Source organism: Solirubrobacter soli DSM 22325, from assembly GCF_000423665.1.
Classification (GTDB): Bacteria; Actinomycetota; Thermoleophilia; order Solirubrobacterales; family Solirubrobacteraceae; genus Solirubrobacter; species Solirubrobacter soli.
Genome location: NZ_KE384072.1, coordinates 69633 through 88056, shown reverse-complemented (window position 1 = coordinate 88056; position 18424 = coordinate 69633). Strand labels below are relative to the sequence as shown.

General features: G+C 71.4%; 20 protein-coding genes. 17 read left to right on the top strand and 3 right to left on the bottom strand.

Features of this window, described 5'->3' with window-relative positions; all coding sequences use genetic code 11:
* The first annotated feature begins 12 nt into the window (after nt 1-12).
* Genes G569_RS0139285 through G569_RS0139230 form a run of 12 tightly spaced genes read left to right on the top strand, consistent with a single transcriptional unit; the run spans nt 13 to nt 11124 of the window.
* A complete protein-coding gene (locus G569_RS0139285) occupies nt 13-1638 on the top strand; it encodes a substrate-binding domain-containing protein (protein ID WP_084286220.1) in 1626 nt (541 codons plus the stop codon).
* 2 nt (nt 1639-1640) lie between these two features.
* On the top strand, nt 1641-3047 hold the full coding sequence (locus tag G569_RS59995) for a PKD domain-containing protein (RefSeq protein WP_028067462.1): 1407 nt from the start codon (nt 1641-1643) through the stop codon (nt 3045-3047).
* Nucleotides 3044-3670 (top strand): MotA/TolQ/ExbB proton channel family protein, encoded by a 627-nt coding sequence (locus G569_RS55425; RefSeq protein ID WP_064750563.1) that lies wholly within the window; start codon nt 3044-3046, stop codon nt 3668-3670. Before G569_RS59995 ends, G569_RS55425 begins: the two co-directional genes overlap by 4 nt.
* Entirely contained in the window at nt 3667-3996 is a 330-nt protein-coding gene (locus G569_RS55420) for a DUF2149 domain-containing protein (protein WP_037502471.1), read from the top strand. The genes G569_RS55425 and G569_RS55420 overlap by 4 nt, the downstream gene beginning before the upstream one ends.
* Nucleotides 3993-4676, top strand: a complete 684-nt coding sequence (locus G569_RS55415) for an ABC transporter permease (protein ID WP_053227682.1) — start codon at nt 3993-3995, stop codon at nt 4674-4676. Before G569_RS55420 ends, G569_RS55415 begins: the two co-directional genes overlap by 4 nt.
* Entirely contained in the window at nt 4655-5566 is a 912-nt protein-coding gene (locus G569_RS63415) for an ABC transporter ATP-binding protein (RefSeq protein ID WP_053227681.1), read from the top strand. The genes G569_RS55415 and G569_RS63415 overlap by 22 nt, the downstream gene beginning before the upstream one ends.
* Nucleotides 5566-6261 carry an ABC transporter permease gene (locus G569_RS0139255; protein ID WP_028067461.1) on the top strand — a complete coding sequence of 232 codons (696 nt, stop codon included), beginning with the start codon at nt 5566-5568 and terminating at the stop codon, nt 6259-6261. The genes G569_RS63415 and G569_RS0139255 overlap by 1 nt, the downstream gene beginning before the upstream one ends.
* Nucleotides 6258-7190 carry a substrate-binding domain-containing protein gene (locus G569_RS0139250; RefSeq protein ID WP_028067460.1) on the top strand — a complete coding sequence of 311 codons (933 nt, stop codon included), beginning with the start codon at nt 6258-6260 and terminating at the stop codon, nt 7188-7190. The genes G569_RS0139255 and G569_RS0139250 overlap by 4 nt, the downstream gene beginning before the upstream one ends.
* Nucleotides 7191-7201: 11 nt before the next feature.
* Nucleotides 7202-8017: an aldo/keto reductase gene (locus tag G569_RS55405; protein ID WP_053227680.1), complete on the top strand. Its 816-nt coding sequence runs from the start codon at nt 7202-7204 to the stop codon at nt 8015-8017.
* Between the two features lie 36 nt (nt 8018-8053).
* Nucleotides 8054-8338, top strand: coding sequence for a hypothetical protein (locus G569_RS0139240; RefSeq protein WP_028067459.1), 285 nt, complete (start codon nt 8054-8056; stop codon nt 8336-8338).
* Nucleotides 8339-8351: 13 nt separating this feature from the next.
* The gene (locus G569_RS0139235; protein WP_028067458.1) at nt 8352-9707 is read left to right on the top strand and encodes an aldehyde dehydrogenase family protein; all 1356 of its coding nucleotides are present in this window, start codon (nt 8352-8354) and stop codon (nt 9705-9707) included.
* Between the two features lie 34 nt (nt 9708-9741).
* Nucleotides 9742-11124, top strand: a complete 1383-nt coding sequence (locus G569_RS0139230) for an NAD-dependent succinate-semialdehyde dehydrogenase (RefSeq protein ID WP_028067457.1) — start codon at nt 9742-9744, stop codon at nt 11122-11124.
* A 42-nt stretch (nt 11125-11166) separates the two neighbouring features.
* On the opposite strand, the gene G569_RS0139225 is transcribed toward G569_RS0139230, so the two are convergent.
* Entirely contained in the window at nt 11167-12660 is a 1494-nt protein-coding gene (locus G569_RS0139225) for an aldehyde dehydrogenase family protein (protein ID WP_028067456.1), read from the bottom strand.
* A 121-nt stretch (nt 12661-12781) separates the two neighbouring features.
* On the opposite strand from G569_RS0139225, the gene G569_RS66205 reads away from it, so the two are divergent.
* Nucleotides 12782-14086, top strand: coding sequence for a helix-turn-helix domain-containing protein (locus G569_RS66205; protein ID WP_084286219.1), 1305 nt, complete (start codon nt 12782-12784; stop codon nt 14084-14086).
* A gap of 233 nt (nt 14087-14319) precedes the next feature.
* Here G569_RS66205 and G569_RS55395 read toward each other — a convergent pair whose 3' ends face one another.
* Nucleotides 14320-14913 (bottom strand): TetR/AcrR family transcriptional regulator, encoded by a 594-nt coding sequence (locus G569_RS55395; RefSeq protein WP_053227678.1) that lies wholly within the window; start codon nt 14911-14913, stop codon nt 14320-14322.
* Nucleotides 14914-14937: 24 nt separating this feature from the next.
* Between G569_RS55395 and G569_RS0139210 the strand changes: the two genes are divergently transcribed.
* Both G569_RS0139210 and G569_RS0139205 read left to right on the top strand, forming a co-directional pair.
* Entirely contained in the window at nt 14938-15549 is a 612-nt protein-coding gene (locus G569_RS0139210; RefSeq protein WP_028067455.1) for an FMN-binding negative transcriptional regulator, read from the top strand.
* Nucleotides 15536-16285, top strand: a complete 750-nt coding sequence (locus tag G569_RS0139205; RefSeq protein WP_028067454.1) for a class I SAM-dependent methyltransferase — start codon at nt 15536-15538, stop codon at nt 16283-16285. Before G569_RS0139210 ends, G569_RS0139205 begins: the two co-directional genes overlap by 14 nt.
* On the opposite strand, the gene G569_RS0139200 is transcribed toward G569_RS0139205, so the two are convergent.
* Nucleotides 16265-17011, bottom strand: a complete 747-nt coding sequence (locus G569_RS0139200; protein WP_028067453.1) for an SDR family NAD(P)-dependent oxidoreductase — start codon at nt 17009-17011, stop codon at nt 16265-16267. The two genes, G569_RS0139205 and G569_RS0139200, sit on opposite strands and share 21 nt — an antisense overlap.
* A 102-nt stretch (nt 17012-17113) precedes the next feature.
* Here G569_RS0139200 and G569_RS0139195 point away from each other — a divergent pair, with 102 nt between their 5' ends.
* Both G569_RS0139195 and G569_RS0139190 read left to right on the top strand, forming a co-directional pair.
* A complete protein-coding gene (locus G569_RS0139195) occupies nt 17114-17944 on the top strand; it encodes a helix-turn-helix transcriptional regulator (protein WP_028067452.1) in 831 nt (276 codons plus the stop codon).
* Nucleotides 17945-17953: 9 nt separating this feature from the next.
* The gene (locus G569_RS0139190) at nt 17954-18373 is read left to right on the top strand and encodes a universal stress protein (protein ID WP_028067451.1); all 420 of its coding nucleotides are present in this window, start codon (nt 17954-17956) and stop codon (nt 18371-18373) included.
* The last annotated feature ends 51 nt before the right edge of the window (nt 18374-18424 follow it).

Sequence of the window (18424 nt, the reverse complement as noted above, 5' to 3'; positions counted from 1 at the left end):
GAGGACGTAGGGATGCGACGAAGTGGTTGGGTCGCGGCCGTGATGGCCGCTGGGCTCGCATTGCCCACAGCGGCGAGCGCGGACAACATCCGGATCGAGAGCACGACCGACACGGTCGATGCCGGCCTCGTCACGGGCCTGCTGGAGAACGCCTACAAGGCCGCGCAACCGGGCGACACGATCGCCTACCACGCCGTCGGCACCGGCGCCGCGCTCACCAACGCCCGCAACGGCCTCGCGGACGTCGTCATCACCCACGCCCCATCGCTCGAAGACCAGTTCGTGAAGGACGGCTACAGCCTCGGTCTCGGCCGCCAGATCTTCTACTCCGACTACGTGATCGTCGGCCCCAAGGACGATCCCGCGGGCGTCGCCGCCAAGCACCCGCACGACGCGGTCGGCGCGTTCGAGGACATCGCCGCCGCCGGCGCCGCCGACTCGACGAAGGTCCGCTTCCGCTCGCGCGCCGACAACTCCGGCACCAACGTGCAGGAGCAGATCATGTGGGGCCTGAGCACGATCACCAAGCAGAAGGCGTCGAACGCGCCCGCTTTGGACACGACGCGCTTCGAGCCCGGAACGGGCGGCACCTACCCGGATTGGTACGTGCGCCAGAGCGGCGGCCAGGCCGAGAACCTCGGCCGCGTCGAGGCCTGCGTCGTCGCCGGCAACGGCTGCTACACGATGCTCGACCGCGGCACGTTCAACAAGCAGGTCAACGACGGCGTCGTCACCCACCTGAAGATCGTCGCCGAGAAGAACACGGCGGCGGTGCGCGGCGGCGAGAACCTGCTGATCAACCCGTTCAGCGTCTACATCGTCAACCCGGCGAAGTTCGCCGCGCCGCCGATCCCGAACGTCGCGGCCGCGACCCGCTTCGTCAACTTCCTCGTCTCGCCCGGCTTCCAGGCATCGCTGCTCGGGTTCCCGAACGCGGTCGACCCGGCGTTCCTGCCGAACGCGTTCCCGTCGCTGACGCTCGACACCCCGCTGCCGCAGGTGGCCGCGCCCGGCGACACGATCGAGCTCGACGGCGTCGCCAAGAACCGTCTCCCGGGCGGCGTCAGCGGCGTCGTGAACATCAAGGACCTGCCGGTCCAGCTCCAGCAGTCGACCGACGACGGAAGCACCTGGAAGAACATCGGCGGTCCCGTCCAGACCGACGCCAACGGCGCCTTCAGCCTCACGACCGCGATCGGCAGGACGACCCGCTACCGGTTCTCCACCGGCGCGGCCCCGGCGTCGACCTACAACCAGTTCAGCCCGTCGACCCAGGATCTCGGCGTCGTAGCGATCCCGACGCCCCAGCCGACGGTGAGCCCGACGCCCACGCCCACCCCGACGGTCGTCCCGCCGAAGGACACCACCCGCCCGACCGTCAGCACCGTGTCGCTGACCCGCCGCGGTGTCTCGCTGAAGATCTCCGAGGGCGGCACGATCAAGCTCGTCATCGAACGCAAGGCCGCCAAGGGCAACAAGTTCACCAAGGTCCAGACCGTGACCCTGAAGTCGACCGCCGCCAAGACCGTCAAGGGCACCCACAAGGCCCTGAAGGCCGGCAAGTACCGCCTCCAGATCACGGCCACCGACCTCGCCGGCAACAAACGGGAACTGACTCGGAACTTCACCCTGATTTAGTCGTGCGGGCGCTCCGCGCCCTCGTGATAGCCGTCCTCGTCACGGCCGCGCTCGCCCCTGTGGCAAGCGCGGCTGACGGCGTCTCGGTGCGGTTCGACAGCGACCCGGGCCGGCTGTTCATCGACATGGGCCGGCTCGAGCAGAACAACGACGTCGTCAGCCCCAACGCGAACTTCACCCTGCGGCGGTTCGGCACCAACCAAGACCCCCGGACCGTCGAAGGCGTGTCGGTGTTCCAGTTCATGAAGCTCATCGGGATGCCGCCGGATCAGGTGAAGGAACTGCGAGTCGCCAACGATTCCGGCACAGGCGACGTGGTGATCGACGAGGACCACATCTCGGCCTTCTACACCGGGGATCCGCAAGGTCCGCGGCGGGCGACGTTCGGTACCGAGTCGGGGCAGGGCATGGAGTTCATCCGTCCGATGGCGAGCCCCACCGACGAGAACGGCCTCGACTACGTCCGGTCGAGGGTCGCGACAGTCCGCGACCCGCTTGACGTGAGTGTCGAGACGAAGGGCAAGAACATCCGCACGGTCGGTCTGGACGTGAGTGACCCCAAGCCCCCGAAGGACACCGAGGTTGTGTTCACCGCAAGCGTGCCGCAGGACCTGGGCGGGATCGCGTGGACCTACAACTGGGACTTCGGCGACGGCCATACGGCCACGACCGTAGGCGGACCATCGGTTCCGCATGCGTACGCGGACAACGGCTTCTACCAGCCGAGCGTCACCGTGATCGGCGACGACGGGTCGACAGGCGTCCGCGTGTACGAGGACGGGGTCCAGGTCGGCACGCCCGCGCCCGCCACGCCGACTCCGACGCCGTCGCCGACCCCGGTCGCAAGTGCGACGCCCACGCCCAGCGCCACGCCCACCGGGCGCGGGAGGCGCGGGGGCGGGGCCGGTGGGAACGGCAAGTCCGGCGGCGGCGAGGGCGACAAGAACGATCGGTCGAGCGGTCCGTCGCGGAGCAAGGGCACCGGCGAGCGCCGGTCGGAGGGCGGCAAGCAGGGCGATCCGTCCGCGACGGCCACCGCGACGCCGGGGGCCTCGGGGTCCGGCTCGGGCTCCGGCGACGACGGCGGCGACGGTTCGGCGGCGCCCGCGGCCACGGCTGCGCCCACGGGAACGGCCGCCGCGACGGCGACGCCCGCGCCCACGGTCGCGGCCCCCTCGACGGGCGCGAAGGGTGAGCACGTCGAGGGCATCCTGCTCGCGTCCTCGGGCACGGTCGCCGATGTCATCGCGGCCGCTCAATCGTCTCAGCCCCTGGCGCAGGAGCGCTCCCGCGCGCGCCGCGGCGGAGGCGCCGAGGCATCTGTCGCGGGGTGGATCGGGGGGACTGCGGGGTTGATCTGTCTCCTGCTGTTGGGCGCCGTGCGCGAGGGTGGGGTCAGACGGCGATGAATGTCGTCGCATCGGTCGAGGACGTCGTCTATGACGCGTCCACGGTTCTGCGCATCCCGGTGCTGGTGCTGGCGCTGGGGGCGCTGGCGCTCGTCATCGTCGAACTGGGCGGGCTGATCGCCGAGTTGGTGCGACGACGGCGGCGTGACAGCGACGTGCTCGAACGGGCCGCGGTCGCCACCCGCACGGCGGACTCCGACGAGGCGCGCAACCGCGCGCTGGGCGCGCTCCGGGGTGCCGCGTCGAGCGACCTGATGGCGGCGACGTTCGTGCGGGTCGCGGGGCAGGCGCGAGGGCCGGGGGCGGAGACGCGGATCGCGAAGAGCCTCGCGGACTACGACCTGCAGTCGCTCAGGCGGCTCGAGCGCACGCGCATGCTCGTCCGCGCGGGACCGGCGCTGGGGCTGATGGGGACGCTGATCCCGCTCTCGCCCGCGCTGACCGGCCTGCAGGCGGGCAACGTCAACCAGCTCACTGACAACCTGCGGGTGGCGTTCTCGATCACCGTGCTCGGGCTGCTCGTCGGTGCCGTGGCGTTCGCGATCTCTCTGGTGCGCGACCGGCTGTACGCGCAGGACCTGTCCGACCTCGAGTTCGTCGCGGCGCTCCTGGAGGAGTCATGACCCGCGTCACGCCCCGCGCGCGCAACCGTGCCGAGAACAACGGCGACCCGCTCGACGGGCTCGTGAACATGTTCGACCTCGGGATCGTGCTCGCGGTGGCGTTCCTGCTCGCCGCGCTGCAGTCGGTCAACCTCACGGAGCTGCTGACGAACAAGGACGTCACGATCGTCCGCCAGACGGCGAAAGGGCAGACGGTCGTGATCAAGGAAGGCGACAAGGTCCGCACGGTCAACCTCTCCGGCCGGCGGGCCGCGGGGGTCGGCGAGCGGGTCGGGTCGGTCTACCGCCTGCCGGACGGTCGCCTCGTCTACGACGAGAGCAAATGAGCTTCCAGTACGACACGGTCGATCTGGCGCTCAAGACGCTCCGGATCGGCTTCGAGTCGACCGCGATCGCGGCGGTGATGGGCGTGCCGCTGGGGGTGACGCTCGGCCTTGGGCGCTTCCGCGGCCGCAAGACGACGCTGAGCGTCTTCAACGCCGGCCTGCGGATCCCGCCGGTCGCGCTCGGCCACCTGCTGTGGCTGCTGATGTGGCCGAGCTCGCAGTGGGGAGGCGGCCCGCTCTCGGGCCTCGGCTGGATCTATACCTTCAACGCCGCGATCCTGTGCCAGACGCTGCTCGCGCTGCCGGTCATCGTGGCGCTGACGAGCGCCGCGGTCCAGAACGTCCCGATCGGGCTGTTGGACCAGGCGCGGGCGTACGGCGCGAAGGCGACGGCGGTCGCGGCACTCGCGCTGCGGGAGGCACGCGTGGGCGTCCTGGCGGCGCTGATCGCCGCGCTCGGCACGACGATGGCGTCGATCGGCGCGCTCCTGGTCGTCAGCAACCTCGCCGACGCGCAGACACTGCCCACCGCGACCCTCGTTGTCTGGCGCATGGGCGGCTACAACGCCGAAGCCGTCGCGTATGGCACCGCGATGCTCGGCATCTTCCTCGTCGTCGCGGCGGTGCTGACGACCGTCCAACACGGACAGCGCCCGCGGTGGCTGCCGGTCCGGTCCTGACGGCCGCGAACCTCGCCGTCGGGCGGGGAGGGACCGCCGTCGCCTCGGAGATCGACCTGACGCTCGCCCGCGGCGAGCTCGTCGCCGTGCTCGGCCCCAACGGCGCCGGCAAGTCGACGCTGCTCGCCACCCTCGCCGGCCTGATGCCGCCGATCGACGGAACGGTGACCGTCGACGGCCGCGTCGCGGCCGCGCTGCAGGCACCCGCGCTCGCTCGCCGCACGGTGCGGGCGAACGTCGAGGCCGCGCTCGCCTGGTGGGGCGTTCCGAAGGCGCAGCGCGCCGCCCGCGCCGATGAAGCGTTGCAACGGATGGGAGTCGGCGAGCTCGCGCAACGCCCGGCGGGCACGCTCTCCGGGGGCGAGGCCCGCCGCGTCCACCTCGCCCGCGCGATCGCCCTGCAGGCCGACGCGCTGCTCCTCGACGAGCCGTTCGCGGGCGTCGACGCACCCACCCGCGCCGCGCTGCTCCGCGACGCCGCCGACGTTCTGCGCGATCCGCGGAGAGCCACCTTCGTCGTCCTCCACGACCGCGCGGAGGCGTGGGCGCTCGCCGATCGGCTGATCATCCTGCTCGACGGCCGTCTGGCCGCGTCCGGCGAGCCGCGCGCGGTCCTGGAGTCGCCGCCCACCCGCGAGGTCGCCCGGTTCCTCGGGTTCACGGGCGAGGTACGCGTCAACGGCGGCGTGCGGTGCGTGCGGCCCGCCCAAGTCGCCTTCGACCCCGACTCGCCGCTTCGCGGCACCGTCGCCCGGCGTATCCCCGAGGAGGACGGCGTCCTCTGTGACATCACGGTCGAGGGCGGGAGCGTGCAGGCCCGAACGCCGTATCCCGGCCCGGACGAAGGCGACGAGGTGGGCGTGCGCATCGACGGGGGCGTGGTGTTCTAGTGGAGTTCATCTTCGTCATGTTCCGGCAGGCGCTCGAGCGCATCTTCACGGGTGACATCGACGTGTGGACGACGCTCGTGAGGACGCTGGAGCTCGCGCTCGCCTCGACCGCGCTGGCGCTGCTGATCGGGCTGCCGATCGCGGTCTGGCTGACCGAGCGGCCGACGACGGTTCGGCGAGCCGGGATCGTGATGGCCAACGCCGGCCTGGGGCTCCCGCCGGTCGTGCTCGGGATCTACCTCGCGGTGTCCTTCTACCCGGCGTCCCCGCTCGGCCGCCTGGAGCTGACCAACACGATGACCGCGATGGTCATCGCCCAGGCGATGCTGGCGCTGCCGATCGTGATCGCGATCTCCGCCGCCGCGATCGCCGGCCTGCCGTTCGGACTGATCGACCAGGCCCGCGCGTTCGGCGCTTCGCGCGGCGCCCGGGGCGTCCTCGCGGTGCGCGAGGCGCGTGTCGGCATCTTCGCCGCGGTGATGGCGGCGCTGCTGTCCGCCCTGGCCGAGGTCGGCGCGGTGATCCTCGTCGGCGGCAACATCGAGGGCCACACGAATACTCTCGCCTCGACCGTGCTGCTCGATCTGTCCGCCTCCGACCCGGCCGGCGCGACCGCCAACGTGCTCGTGCTGCTCTTGCTCGTGCTCGTGGTGGGCGCGGCGCTGACGTTCGCCCAGCAACGGGCGGCGCGATGAACCGCAGGACGTTCCTGCTCGGAACCGCCGCGACCGTGCTCGCCGGCTGCGCGGGCGGGAAGGACGACCCGCGCCTGAACACCCAGGCCCGCGCCCAGGCGCGCCGCTCGGTGGCGATCGACTACGCCTCCTTCTACGCGCCGTTCGAGGACCTCAAGCGGCTCGCGCTGGCGCGCGCGGCGGCCGTCGGCGCCGACCTCACGTTCTCCAACGACGCCAACGGCGTGGGCGAGCAGGTCAAGCAGCTCAAGAGCTGGACGGGCGACCGCGGCGGCTTCAACGTCGTCGCGATCGCGCCGTACGACGTCGCGCAGGTCGAGCCGATCGCGGCGGCGGCGCTCAAGAACGGGGTCGCGGTCGTGAGCTACGTCACGCCGCTCGAGCACCAGTCGGCGGGGATCGTCGTCGACCGCGCGGAAGCGGGGCGGTTGCTGGCGGCGGACGCGGCGAAGCACGGCAAGCGCGCCCTCGTCATCCGGCCGCCGAAACAACCGCCCGTCCCGCTCCCGTTCGCCCCCGGCTTCGCCGATGCGGAGGCCGCCATCGGCGGGATGGTGGACATCGCCGCGACCGTCGAGGCGCAGGCCGAGGCGGACGCCAAGCCGGTCGTCGCGGCCGCGCTGCGCGACAACGACGTCGACCTGATCCTCTGCTGGAACGACCTGACCGCGGTCGGAGCGGCGGACGTGGCGGGTGATCGCTACGTCGGTGGGCTCGGTGCGCCCTCGCTGAGCGACGCACGCGCGCTGGGTCGCGTCGACGCCCTCGCCGCCGCCCGCCTGTCCGATCTCGCGAACGCGCTCGTCGACCTTCCGCTCGCCTACGCGCAGGGAAAGAAGCTCGGCTCGACGACGGTCGGGGTCACGCTCATAAAGAAGGGCTCACCTGAAGCGGACGTGTTCGCGAAGGACTTCGCCGCCGCGTCGTAGCATCGGCGGACATGGCAGCTACGACAACGACGCGCGTCCTCGCCGACGGTCATGAGATCCCGCTGCTCGGGCTCGGGGTCTGGCAGGTCGACGACGGGCGTCAGTGCGAAGACGCGGTGAACTGGGCGCTCGAGCTCGGCTATCGCCACATCGACACCGCTCAGGCCTACCGCAACGAGCGCAGCGTGGGCAAGGCGCTGCGCGAGAGCGGCGTCCCGCGCGAGGACGTCTACATCACGACGAAGTTCGATCCGGGCCGCAGCGACCCGGAGGCGGAGGCGCAGCGCTCGCTCGAGCGGCTCGGCCTCGACTACGTCGACCTCTACATCATCCACTGGCCGCAGGGCGGGCCGACGTGGGCGTGGGACGGCATGCAGCGCGCCCAGGCCGCCGGCTACACGCGCTCGATCGGCGTCTCGAACTTCAGCGCCCGCGAGGTCGACGAGCTTCTGGGCATCTCCGATGTCGACCCGGTCGTCAACCAGGTCCAGTTCAGCCCGTTCGAGTTCCGGCGCGGCTTGTGGGAGGCGTCCGAGGAGCGCGCGATCGCGATCGAGGCCTACAGCCCGCTCGGCACCGGCCGCCACCTCGGCCATCCGGTCGTCGGGGAGATCGCGCAGCGGCTCGGCAAGACTCCCGCGCAGGTGCTGATCCGGTGGGCGCTCGAGCGCGACCTGATCGTGCTCCCGAAGTCCACCCACCGCGAGCGGATCGAGGCCAACGCGCAGGTCTTCGACTTCTCGCTCTCCGAGGAGGACGTGGCGGCGCTGGACGCGCTCGACCACACCGGCGGCACCGCCGCCGCCCGCGAATCCGTCTGGTGGTAGGGGAAGATCGGGGGCGGTCACGGCGTCTTGCATGTCGTGACCGCGCTCGACAACAACATCCTGACCCTCACCGAGCAGCTCGACGCGATGCTGCTCGGCTGGCTCGAGCGCCACGCGACGCCGACCGCCCCGGACGAGCAGGCGACCGCGATCATCACGGTCGCCGCCGGCCGGATCGATGAGATCGAGGCGTTCTGTGCCGGTTGGGCGCTCCGCGTCACCCGGATCGGTGGCGGGGAGAAGTGGCTGGCGATCCGGGTCGAAGGCCCGAAGCTCCCGGTGATCGGCTTCGCGCAGATCACTACGTGGTTTCGCACGTAGTCACAATCTGAGCATGCGCCATGACGTGATCGAGCCGGCCACCGAAGCCGTGCTGTCCTCGCTGCTCGGGGCGAGGCCGGAAGACGTGGACGCCGCGGTCGCCGACGCGCGCCGAGGCCAGCGGAAGTGGGCGGGGTTCGCGCCGTCCGAGCGGGCGCGGGTGCTGCTCGCGATCGCCGACGGGATCGAACGCGAGGCGAACCGCCTGGCGGAGCTCGAGGCGCGCAACGTCGGGATGCCGATCGCCGACGCCCGGGGCGCGATCGACGGCGCCGCGGCGACCTTCCGCTTCTATGCGGGCGTGCCGCAGCGGCTCGGGGGCGTCACGATCCCGGTCGCCGGGGGCGTCGACATGACGTTCCGCGAGCCGATCGGCGTCGTCGGCGTGATCACGCCCTGGAACTTTCCTTTGACGATCGCGTCGTGGAAGATCGCGCCGGCACTCGCCGCCGGCAACGCGGTGATCCACAAGCCGTCCGAACTGACTCCGCTGACCGCGATCGAGCTGCAGTCGATCGCCTACGACGCCGGCCTCCCGGAAGGCCTGCTGACCGTGCTGGTGGGGACGGGGGAGAGCGTCGGGCGTGCGCTCGTCGACCATCCGGGCGTCGGGAAGATCGCGTTCACCGGGTCGACGGTCGTGGGGCGTGACATCGCGGCGCGGGCGGCCGTGGGTGTGAAGCGGGTGACGCTCGAGCTGGGCGGGAAGTCGCCGTCGATCGTCTTCGCCGACGCTGACCTGCGAAGCGCCGCGCACGGTCTCGCCGGCGCCGTGTTCGGCAACACCGGGCAGGACTGCTGCGCTCGTTCGCGGGTCTTCATCGAGCGCTCCGCGCTGGACGCGTTCCTCGGCTACCTGGACGAGACGGTCACGTCGCTGCGGGTCGGCGACCCGCTCGACGAGCAGACGCAAATGGGACCGCTGATCTCAGCGCGCCAGCGCGAGCGGGTCTCGTCGTACGTCGACGGCGCGTCGGTCGCGATGCAGGGCTCGTCGCCGAGCGGGCGCGGGTTCTGGTTCCCGCCCACCGTTCTCTTCCCGGCGGGTGACGACGACCGCGCCGTGCGCGAGGAGATCTTCGGGCCGGTCGTCGCGGTGCTGCCGTTCGACACCGAGGCCGAGGTGATCGAGCGCGCCAACGACACGATCTACGGCCTGTCGGGCTCGATCTGGACCACCGACGGCGCGCGCGGGCTGCGGCTGGCGCGGGCGCTCGAGATCGGGGCGCTGGCGATCAACTCGTACACGTCGGTGCGGGTGGGGACGCCGTTCGGCGGCTTCAAGCAGTCCGGCGTGGGACGCGAGCTCGGCCCCGACGCCGCGGACGCCTACACGGAGGTCAAGAACGTCTTCGTGGCGACCGCCTAAGCTCTATGGAAAGCGTTTGCCTTCGAGGAGAATCATGACTGTCGAGACGCCCAGCATCGTTGTCGTAGACCCCGCGACCGAGGAAGAGGTCGCGAGCTTCGCCGAGCATTCGCCTGAGCAGATCGAGGCCGCGCTGGCGGCAGCGCACGAGGCGTTCGGTGTGTGGCGCCGGCGGCCGGTCGAGGAGCGCGCCGAGGTCCTGCGGGCGGTGGCGGGCGAGCTGCGTTCCCGCGCCGAGGAGCTGCGCGACCTGATCACCCGCGAGATGGGCAAGCCGCTGGCCGAGGCCGCGTTCGAGGTCGAGAAGTGCGCGTCGGCGTGCGAGTACTTCGCTGCGCACGGGCCCGCTGAGCTGGTCGAGCAGCGCGTCGACGAGACCTCGATCGTCGCCTACGAGCCGATCGGCGTGATCTTCGCGGTGATGCCGTGGAACTTCCCGCTCTGGCAGGTCATCCGCTTCGCCGCGCCCGCGCTGCTCGCCGGCAACACCGCGCTCCTGAAGCACGCGCCGAACGTCTCCGGCACCGCGGTGGCGTTGGAGGAGGTCTTCGCCGCGGCGGGCGCGCCTGCGGGCGTGTTCACGAGCCTGCTCGTTGCCCCGGGCAACGTGCCGGAGGTGTCCGAGAAGCTGATCGCCGACCCGCGCGTGGCCGCGGTCACGCTCACCGGCTCCGAGCGGGCGGGCGCGTTCGTCGCCGCCGCCGCGGGGGCGGCTTTGAAGAAGAGCGTGCTCGAGCTGGGTGGGTCGGACCCGTTCGTCGTGCTCGCCGACGCGGACCTCGACCACACGATCGCCCACGCGGTCAAGGGTCGCCTGATGACCGCCGGCCAGACCTGCATCGCGCCCAAGCGCTTCCTCGTCGACGAGCGGATCGCGGAGGAGTTCGAGGAGCGGCTGGTCGCGGCGCTGGAGGCGGTCAAGATCGGCGACCCGCGCGAGGAGGGCGTCGGCCTCGGCCCGCTCGCCCGCCTCGACATCCTCGAGACGCTCGAGCGCCAGGTCGCCGCCACGATCGAGGAGGGCGCTGAGCTCAAGACCGGCGGCACCCGCCTCGACCGCCCGGGCTACTTCTTCCCGCCCACCGTGTTGAGCGGCGTCAAGCCCGGCATGACCGCGTTCACCGACGAGACCTTCGGCCCGGTCGTGGCGATCACCCCGTTCGCCACCGAGGACGAGGCGATCACGCTGGCCAACGACACCCGCTACGGCCTCGGCGCCACGGTCTGGAGCACCGACACCGACCGCGCCCACGCCGTCGCCCGCCGGATCGACTCCGGCGCGGTCTCGATCAACACCCTCGTCGCCTCCGACCCGAAGCTCCCCTTCGGTGGCATCAAGCGCTCCGGCTACGGCCGCGAGCTCTCCACCGTCGGCCTCCACGAGTTCACCAACATCCGCACCTACAAACTCGCCTGACGTGTCGCGGGGCGCCGGTCGCGCCGGCGCCCCGCGGGTCACTCACAGCGCGACGACGACCGACTTCGTCTCCTGGTAGGCGTTGAGGACCTCCTCGCCCATCTCGCGGCCCCACCCGCTCTGCTTGTAGCCGCCGAAGGGCAGCGCGGCGTCGTAGATGTGGTACGTGTTGACGTGCACGGTGCCCGCCTTGATGCGTGCGGCGAGCTTGTGCGCCTTGGAGATGTCACGGGTCCAGACGCCCGCGGCGAGGCCGTACTCGGAGTCGTTGGCCTGGTCGGCGATGTCATCGATCGAGGCGAACGGCGTCGCGGCGACGACCGGGCCGAAGATCTCCTCGCGCATGATCCGGTGGTCCTTCGTGGCATCGACGAGGACGGTCGGCTGGACGAAGTAGCCCGGGCCGGGGAGCGCGCTGCCGCCGGTGACGGCGCGAGCGCCCTCTTCTGCGCCGATCTTCAGGTAGCCGGTGACGCGGTCGAACTGCTCGGAGGACACGAGCGGACCCATCTCGGTGTCCGGGGACATGCCGTGGCCGACCTTGATCGCCTTGGCCGCGTTGGAGACGCCCTCGACGACCTCGTCGAAGAGGTTCTGGTGGATGTAGAGGCGCGACGCGGCGGTGCAGACCTCGCCCTGGTTGAAGAAGATGCCCTGGGCCGAGCCGGCGATCGCGGCCTCGACGTCCGCGTCGTCGAGGATCACGTTCGGCGACTTGCCGCCGAGCTCGAGCGAGACCCGCTTGAGGTTGGTGCGGCCCGCGGCCTGCGCGATCAGCTTGCCGACCTCGGTGGAGCCGGTGAAGGCGACCTTGTCGACGTCGTTGTGCTCGGCCAGCGCCGCGCCCGCGTCGCCGAAGCCGGTGACGATGTTCAGCACGCCGTCGGGGATGCCCGCTTCCAGGGCGAGCTCGCCGAGGCGAAGAGCGCTCAAAGGCGTCTGCTCGGCCGGCTTGAGCACGATCGTGCAGCCGGTCGCGAGCGCCGGGCCGAGCTTCCATGCCGCCATCAACAGCGGGAAGTTCCACGGGATGATCTGGCCGACGACGCCCACGGGCTCCTTGACCGTGTAGGCGTGGAACTCGGCGCCGGGGATGTACGGCAGCGACGGGCGGACGGTCGAGCCGCGCAGCTTCGTCGCCCACCCGGCCATGTACCAGAACAGGTCGGCGGCGAGCGGGACGTCCGCGGCCGCGGCGACGGCCTTGGCCTTGCCGTTGTCGAGCGAGTCGAGCTCGGCCAGCTCGTCCGCGTTCTCGGCCACGAGGTCGCCGAGGCGGTGGATGGCACGACCGCGCTCGGAGGGTGTCATCTTCGCCCACGTGCCGGTGAGCGCCTTGCGGGCGGCGGCGACGGCGCGGTTCACATCCTCCGCCGTGCCGTGCGCGACCGTGGTCAGCACCTCGCCGGTACCGGGGTCGATCGTCTCGAACGTGCCGCCCTCGGCGGCGTCGACCCATCGGCCGCCGATCAACAGTTGCCCCGGTGAGGACGTGAAGTGCCGGGTCGCTTCGGATACAGGGATCGCGATGGCCATGAGGGCTCCTCCTGGTCGATGTCCCTTCGACACTAAGGCCGCTCAGGCAAGCGTTTCGCAACGTTGCAACGAGGTTGCACGCCTATTTAAAGGACTCCGGTAGTTTCGTTTGTGACTATCCATGCGAAACCCCTGGTTGGCCGTCAATCCGCTCGGCGATCGCCTGGCCCAGGCGAAGGCGCTCCGGCGCGTGCACGAGGCGTTCCACTCCGGCGTCGACGTCGGCGGGAGCGTGCGGGCGGTGGTCGCGCAGTCGTGGGCGCGGTCGAGCGACGCGGGCATCGATCCGCTGACGGGCCGTGCGCCGATCCTGATGGACGACCGCGAGATCGACGAGCGGTGGCACCGTCATCCGCTCTATCCGGTGCTGCCGGTTCTGCGCGATCTGTTGTCGAGCGCCACCAGCGAGTCCGGCCACATGCTCGTGATCTCAGACGCCGACGGCGTGCTGCTGTGGATCGAAGGTCACCACCGGGTGATCGAGGCCACCCACGACATGCACTTCGTCTGCGGGGCGGACTGGAGCGAGCGCGGAGCGGGGACGAACGCGCTCGGCACCGCGATCGCCGTCGACCACCCGGTGCAGATCTTCAGCGCCGAGCACTACTCGCGGCGCGTGCACCCGTGGCAGTGCTCGGGCGCGCCGATCCACGACCCCGCGACCGGCGAGATCCTCGGAGTGATCGACCTCACCGGCCACCTGAAGACCGCGCACCCGCACACGTTGTCGTTGGTCACCGCCGCCGCCGGGATGGCCGAGGCGTACCTGCGCCACGACCGCGACCGGCGCGACGAGCGCTCGCGCGAGGTGTACCTGGAGCGGGTCGCGGGCGCGCGCCAGCGGACCGCGCTCGTGCGGCGCAACGGGCAAGTCCTCATGGGCGTGCCGAGCGGTTGGCTCGGCAGCGGGCAGGTCCTGGAGGCGGGGGAGGTCGTGCTGGGCGACGGCAGCGTCGCCGACGTGGAGACCCTCGAAGACGACTGCTTCGTCGTCTGGCAGCGGCCGAAGGGCGGCGTCGCCGAGTCGCGCTCGGGCGTGCGGCTCGAACTGCTGCGCCGGCGCCCGGTCCTCCTGCGCCGCGGGGAGACGATCCCCCTGTCCAACCGCCACGCGGAGATCCTCTGCACCCTGCTGCTCGCGCCCGACGGCCTGACGGTCGAGGAGCTCACCCACGAGATCTATCCCGACGGCGGCAAGCCGGTGACGATGCGGGCGGAGATGTCGCGGCTGCGCTCCGTGCTCGGCGGCCTGGTCGGCGCCCGCCCGTACCGCTTGGCGGTCCCGTTCGCCAGCGACCTCGCGGAGGTCGAGACGCTGCTCGCCGAAGGCCGCATCGACGAAGCCCGCGCGCTCGCCCGCTTCCCACTCCTCCCGCTCTCCCGCGCCCCGCGCGTCGTCGCCGCCCGCGAACGCCTCACTTTCTAAACCCCACCTAAGGTGCCTGACCCTTTATCTCGCCGTTAGGTTCGCGCACGGCCTGGCGCCGTATCTGCACCTAACGAGAACCTAAGGGGTCTGACCCTTTAGCGCGCACTTAGTCCGCATCGCGGCCGCGTTCGGCCTCGTCACCCAGGCGCTCGTGATCGTCCGGTAGTGGGAGCCGGCGATTCTGGGCCGCGAGGAGTAGCGTGGCGGCGCGCCGGGGCCGGGGCGGGGCGCTACGGGGCGAGCGCGCGGTCGAGCCATGCGCCGACCTCGGCGGAGAGCGCGTCCAGGTCGGCGGCGTCGGGCGCGAGTTGCAGCTGGAGCGAGATGCCGCGCAGCTGGCCGACGATCGCGAACGCGGCCGCGGCCGGGTCGACGTCGGCGCGGATCGTGCCGTCCGAGATCCCCTCGCGAACCGCGGCGGCGACGTGATCGCGGAAGAACGCGTCGCGGGCGACGAAGGTCTCGTGCAGCCCTGGCTCCTCGCCGCCGATCGCCGCGATCCAAAGCCGCAGGAAGACGCGGGCGTCGCGGGCGCCCGAGCGCAGCGCCGCCAGATACGCGGCCACGTCGGACAGCACCCGCTCGCGCCCGCGCACGCCGCCGGTGACGGGCGAGAAGCGTGCCTGAGCGGTCTGCGCCACCGCGGCCATCAACCCCTCGCGCGTCCCGAACTGGTGATTGACGATTCCCCGCGAGTACCCGGCAGCCGATCCCACCGCGGCGATCGTCACGGCGCGCACGCCGTCAGCAGCGATGATGTCCATCGTCGCCTCGATCAGCCGCCGCTCGGTCTCAGCGCGGCGCTCGGCCTGGGTGCGGCGCACGGGGCGCAAGGCTAGCCTGAGCACATGCGGCACAGTCCACACCACGCCGTGACCGACCCGGCGATCGTGCGTCGGATGATCCGCGAGAACCCGTGGGCGACGTTCGTCAGTCACCACGACGGGTTGGTCGCCTCGCACTATCCGATCCTGCTCGACGAGGAGTCGGAGGAACTGGCGGTCTACAGCCACGTCGGCAAGCCGGACGAGCAACTGCACGCGCTCGGCACGTCCGAGGTGCTGCTGATCGTCGCCGGCCCGCACGGGTACATCTCGCCGAGCTGGTACGTGCCCGGCGCCACGCCCGCCCCGACGTGGAACTTCAGCGTCGCCCACTGCTACGGCACGCCGCAGATCCTCGACCCCGACACCAACCTGCAAGTCCTCACCCGCCTCGTCGCCCACTTCGAGCAGCACGTCACCGACCCGCTCTACCTCGACCAGGAGATCGGCGCCCGGATCGCGCGCGGGACGGTCGGCATCCGCCTGCCGATCACCCGCTTCGTCTGCAAGGTCAAGATGAGCGAGGACAAGGACCCGGTCTCCCAGCAGAACGTGCTCGAGCACCTCCGCCGACCAGGTCCGTACTCGCAGCCGGCACTCGCCGACGACATGGAGCGCGCACTTGCCGGCGGGTGACTTCGACTACGAGGCCAAAGGCGCCGGCTACGCCAACCTGCGGCGCACCGACCCGCGCATCGCCGCCCGCATCCATCACGCACTGGGGGACGCCCGCACGGTCCTCAACGTCGGCGCCGGCGCGGGCTCGTACGAGCCGGAGGACCGCTACGTCGTCGCGGTCGAGCCGTCGGCGCAGATGCGCGCGCAGCGCCGCACGCCCGCGGTGAACGCCGTCGCCGAGGATCTCCCGTTCGACGACGACAGCTTCGACGCCGCGATGGCGACGATCACGATCCACCAGTGGCCGGACCTCGAAAAGGGCCTGAGCGAGATGCGCCGGGTCGCGAGAGGCCCGGTCGTGATCCTCACGTTCGACGGGCCGGCGATGCACGACTTCTGGCTCGACGCGTACATCCCCGAGCTCTTCGAGGCCGAGGACGCCCGCGATCCCGGGGTCGAACGCGTGGCGAGCATCCTCGGCGGCAACGCGACGATCACCCCCGTCCCGATCCCGATCGACTGCGTCGACGGCTTCATCGAGGCCTGGTACGCGCGGCCCGAGAAGCTGCTCGACCCGACGATCCGGGCCGCCCAGTCGGTGTGGGCGTTCGCGGACCCGGAAGCCGTCGAACGCGGGTTGCACCGCCTGCGGCGAGATCTCGAGTCCGGCGCGTGGGACGCCCGCCACGGCCACCTGCGCACGCAGCCGGAGTACATCGGCGCGCTGCGGCTCCTACAGGTGGATCCCGCCTGAGACCTCGATGCGCTGGCCGGTGACCCAGCGGTTGCCGGCGCCGAGCAGCGCGGCGATCGCGGGACCGATGTCGTCGGCATAGGCGATCCGGCCGAGCGCGGTCATCGAGGCGAGGTGCTCCTGGAGCGCCGGCGTCTCGCGCACCACGCCGTCGCTGAAGTCGGTCGCCACCGGGCCGGGCGCGATCACGTTGACGCGGATACCGCGCGGACCGAGCTCCGCGGCCAGGTAGCGGGAGAGCACCTCGACCGCGCCCTTGACCGAGCCGTAGATCGCGCGCTCCGGGCTCGTGAACCGCGCCAGGCCGCTCGAGAGGTTCACGATCGCGCCGCCGTCGGCGAGCAGCCCCACAAGCGCCTGGGTGAGGAAGAAGACGCCCTTGAAGTGGACGTTCACGAGCGCGTCGAAGTCGGCCTCGGTGACGTCCGTGACCGACCCGCCACGGCTCATCCCGCCGTTGTTGACGAGGAAGTCGAACGTGTCGCGGTCCCACCCGCGAAGGACGTCGCGCACGGCATCGGCGAATGCGTCGAACGACGCCACGTCGCCCACGTCGAGCTGCAGCGCGGCGGCCCGGCGGCCGCTCGCCTCGATCTCGGCGACGACGGCCGCGGCCTCGTCGGCGTTCGAGCGGTAGGTGAGGATCACGTCGACGCCGTCGAGTGCCAGCGCGGTGCTGCGCCCGATGCCGCGGTTCCCGCCGGTGATGAGTGCGATGGAGGTCATGCCGACACCGTGCCGCTCGCACCCACCCGGCAAAAGCGGTCGCGTTACCCAGGGACACGCTGTCCCTGGGTAACGCGCCGGCCGCGGCGCATACTGCGAGACATGGACCGCGAAGGCCTCGCCGACTTCCTCCGCCGCCGCCGCGAGGCGTTGCGGCCCGAGGACGTCGGCCTCAGCCAGGGGCGACGCCGGCGCACCGCCGGGCTGCGGCGCGAGGAGGTCGCGCTCCTCGCCCACATGTCGACCGACTTCTACGCCCGCCTCGAGCAGCAGCGCGGCTCGCGGCCGTCCGAGCAGACCGTCGGCGCGCTGGCCCGCGCGCTGCGGCTCACCCAGGACGAGCGCGACCACCTCTTCCAGCTCGCGGGCCACGCCGCGCCGCCGCGCGGATTTCGCTCCGACCATGTGACGCCGGCGCTGCTGAGGTTGCTCGACCGGCTCGACACCCCCGCGCAGGTCGTGTCCGATCTCGGCGTGGTGCTGGTCCAGAACCCGCTCGCCGAGGCCCTGCTCGGCTCGCAGACCGAGTTCACGGGGCTCGCGCGCAGCGTCTTCTATCGCTGGTTCGTCGATCCCCACGAGCGCGACCGCTTTCCCGAGGAGGACTACGGCCTGCACTCGCGCAGCTACGCCGCGGCGCTGCGCGTCGCGCACGGGCGCGACCCCGACGCGGCACAACCGCTCGTCCACGCGCTGCTCGAAGCCAGCCCCGAGTTCGCCGCCCTGTGGGAGCGCCACGAGGTCGCGCAGCGCACCGACACCCACAAGCGCGTGCAGCATCCCCAGGTCGGGCTGATCGAGCTCGACTGCCAGATCCTGACCGCCGAGAACCAGACCGAGCGCCTCGTCGTCTTCACCGCGGCGCCGGGGAGCGAGGACGCCAAGCGGCTCGAGATGCTGTCGGTGATCGGCACGCAGTTCGCGACGGCGTAAAGTCGGCGCATGAACGCGATCGTCGTTGGGACGGACGGCTCGCCGGGTTCCGAGGCCGCCATTCAGAAGGTCGTCGAGTTGCTGGAGGGCACCGGCGCGACCGTGCACCTCGTCTGCGCCTACCCAGGCCGCTCGCCGCTCGAGCGGCTGGGTCTGGCGGCCAAGGTGGATCCGGTCGACCTGCGCGGCGTCGCGCACGACATCGTCTCGCGCGACGAGCACCGCTTCGACGGCGCCGGCTTCGCGATCGAGAAGCACGTGCGCGAAGGCGACCCCGCGAACACGATCCTCGACGTCGCGGGCGAACAGAACGCCGGCCTGATCGTGATCGGGGCCGGTGGAACGCCGGGCCACAACCGCGCGATGGTGGGCAGCGTCGCGTCCAAGCTCACCCACCACGCCCAGACGAGCCTGCTGATCGTGCGCTAGGAGTTCGTCGAAGCATGGTCGGTCCGATCGGGGTGGTGCAGCCGCCAGTGG

Bases quoted from the DNA above. Each gene is read 5' to 3' on its own strand.
- G569_RS0139285 (WP_084286220.1), top strand. From the start codon at position 13: ATGCGACGAAGTGGTTGGGTCGCGGCCGTGATGGCCGCTGGGCTCGCA.
- G569_RS55425 (WP_064750563.1), top strand. From the start codon at position 3,044: ATGAATGTCGTCGCATCGGTCGAGGACGTCGTCTATGACGCGTCCACG.
- G569_RS55420 (WP_037502471.1), top strand. From the start codon at position 3,667: ATGACCCGCGTCACGCCCCGCGCGCGCAACCGTGCCGAGAACAACGGC.
- G569_RS55415 (WP_053227682.1), top strand. From the start codon at position 3,993: ATGAGCTTCCAGTACGACACGGTCGATCTGGCGCTCAAGACGCTCCGG.
- G569_RS0139250 (WP_028067460.1), top strand. From the start codon at position 6,258: ATGAACCGCAGGACGTTCCTGCTCGGAACCGCCGCGACCGTGCTCGCC.
- G569_RS55405 (WP_053227680.1), top strand. From the start codon at position 7,202: ATGGCAGCTACGACAACGACGCGCGTCCTCGCCGACGGTCATGAGATC.
- G569_RS0139235 (WP_028067458.1), top strand. From the start codon at position 8,352: ATGCGCCATGACGTGATCGAGCCGGCCACCGAAGCCGTGCTGTCCTCG.
- G569_RS0139230 (WP_028067457.1), top strand. From the start codon at position 9,742: ATGACTGTCGAGACGCCCAGCATCGTTGTCGTAGACCCCGCGACCGAG.
- G569_RS0139225 (WP_028067456.1), bottom strand. From the start codon at position 12,660: ATGGCCATCGCGATCCCTGTATCCGAAGCGACCCGGCACTTCACGTCC.
- G569_RS66205 (WP_084286219.1), top strand. From the start codon at position 12,782: ATGCGAAACCCCTGGTTGGCCGTCAATCCGCTCGGCGATCGCCTGGCC.
- G569_RS0139210 (WP_028067455.1), top strand. From the start codon at position 14,938: ATGCGGCACAGTCCACACCACGCCGTGACCGACCCGGCGATCGTGCGT.
- G569_RS0139200 (WP_028067453.1), bottom strand. From the start codon at position 17,011: ATGACCTCCATCGCACTCATCACCGGCGGGAACCGCGGCATCGGGCGC.
- G569_RS0139195 (WP_028067452.1), top strand. From the start codon at position 17,114: ATGGACCGCGAAGGCCTCGCCGACTTCCTCCGCCGCCGCCGCGAGGCG.
- G569_RS0139190 (WP_028067451.1), top strand. From the start codon at position 17,954: ATGAACGCGATCGTCGTTGGGACGGACGGCTCGCCGGGTTCCGAGGCC.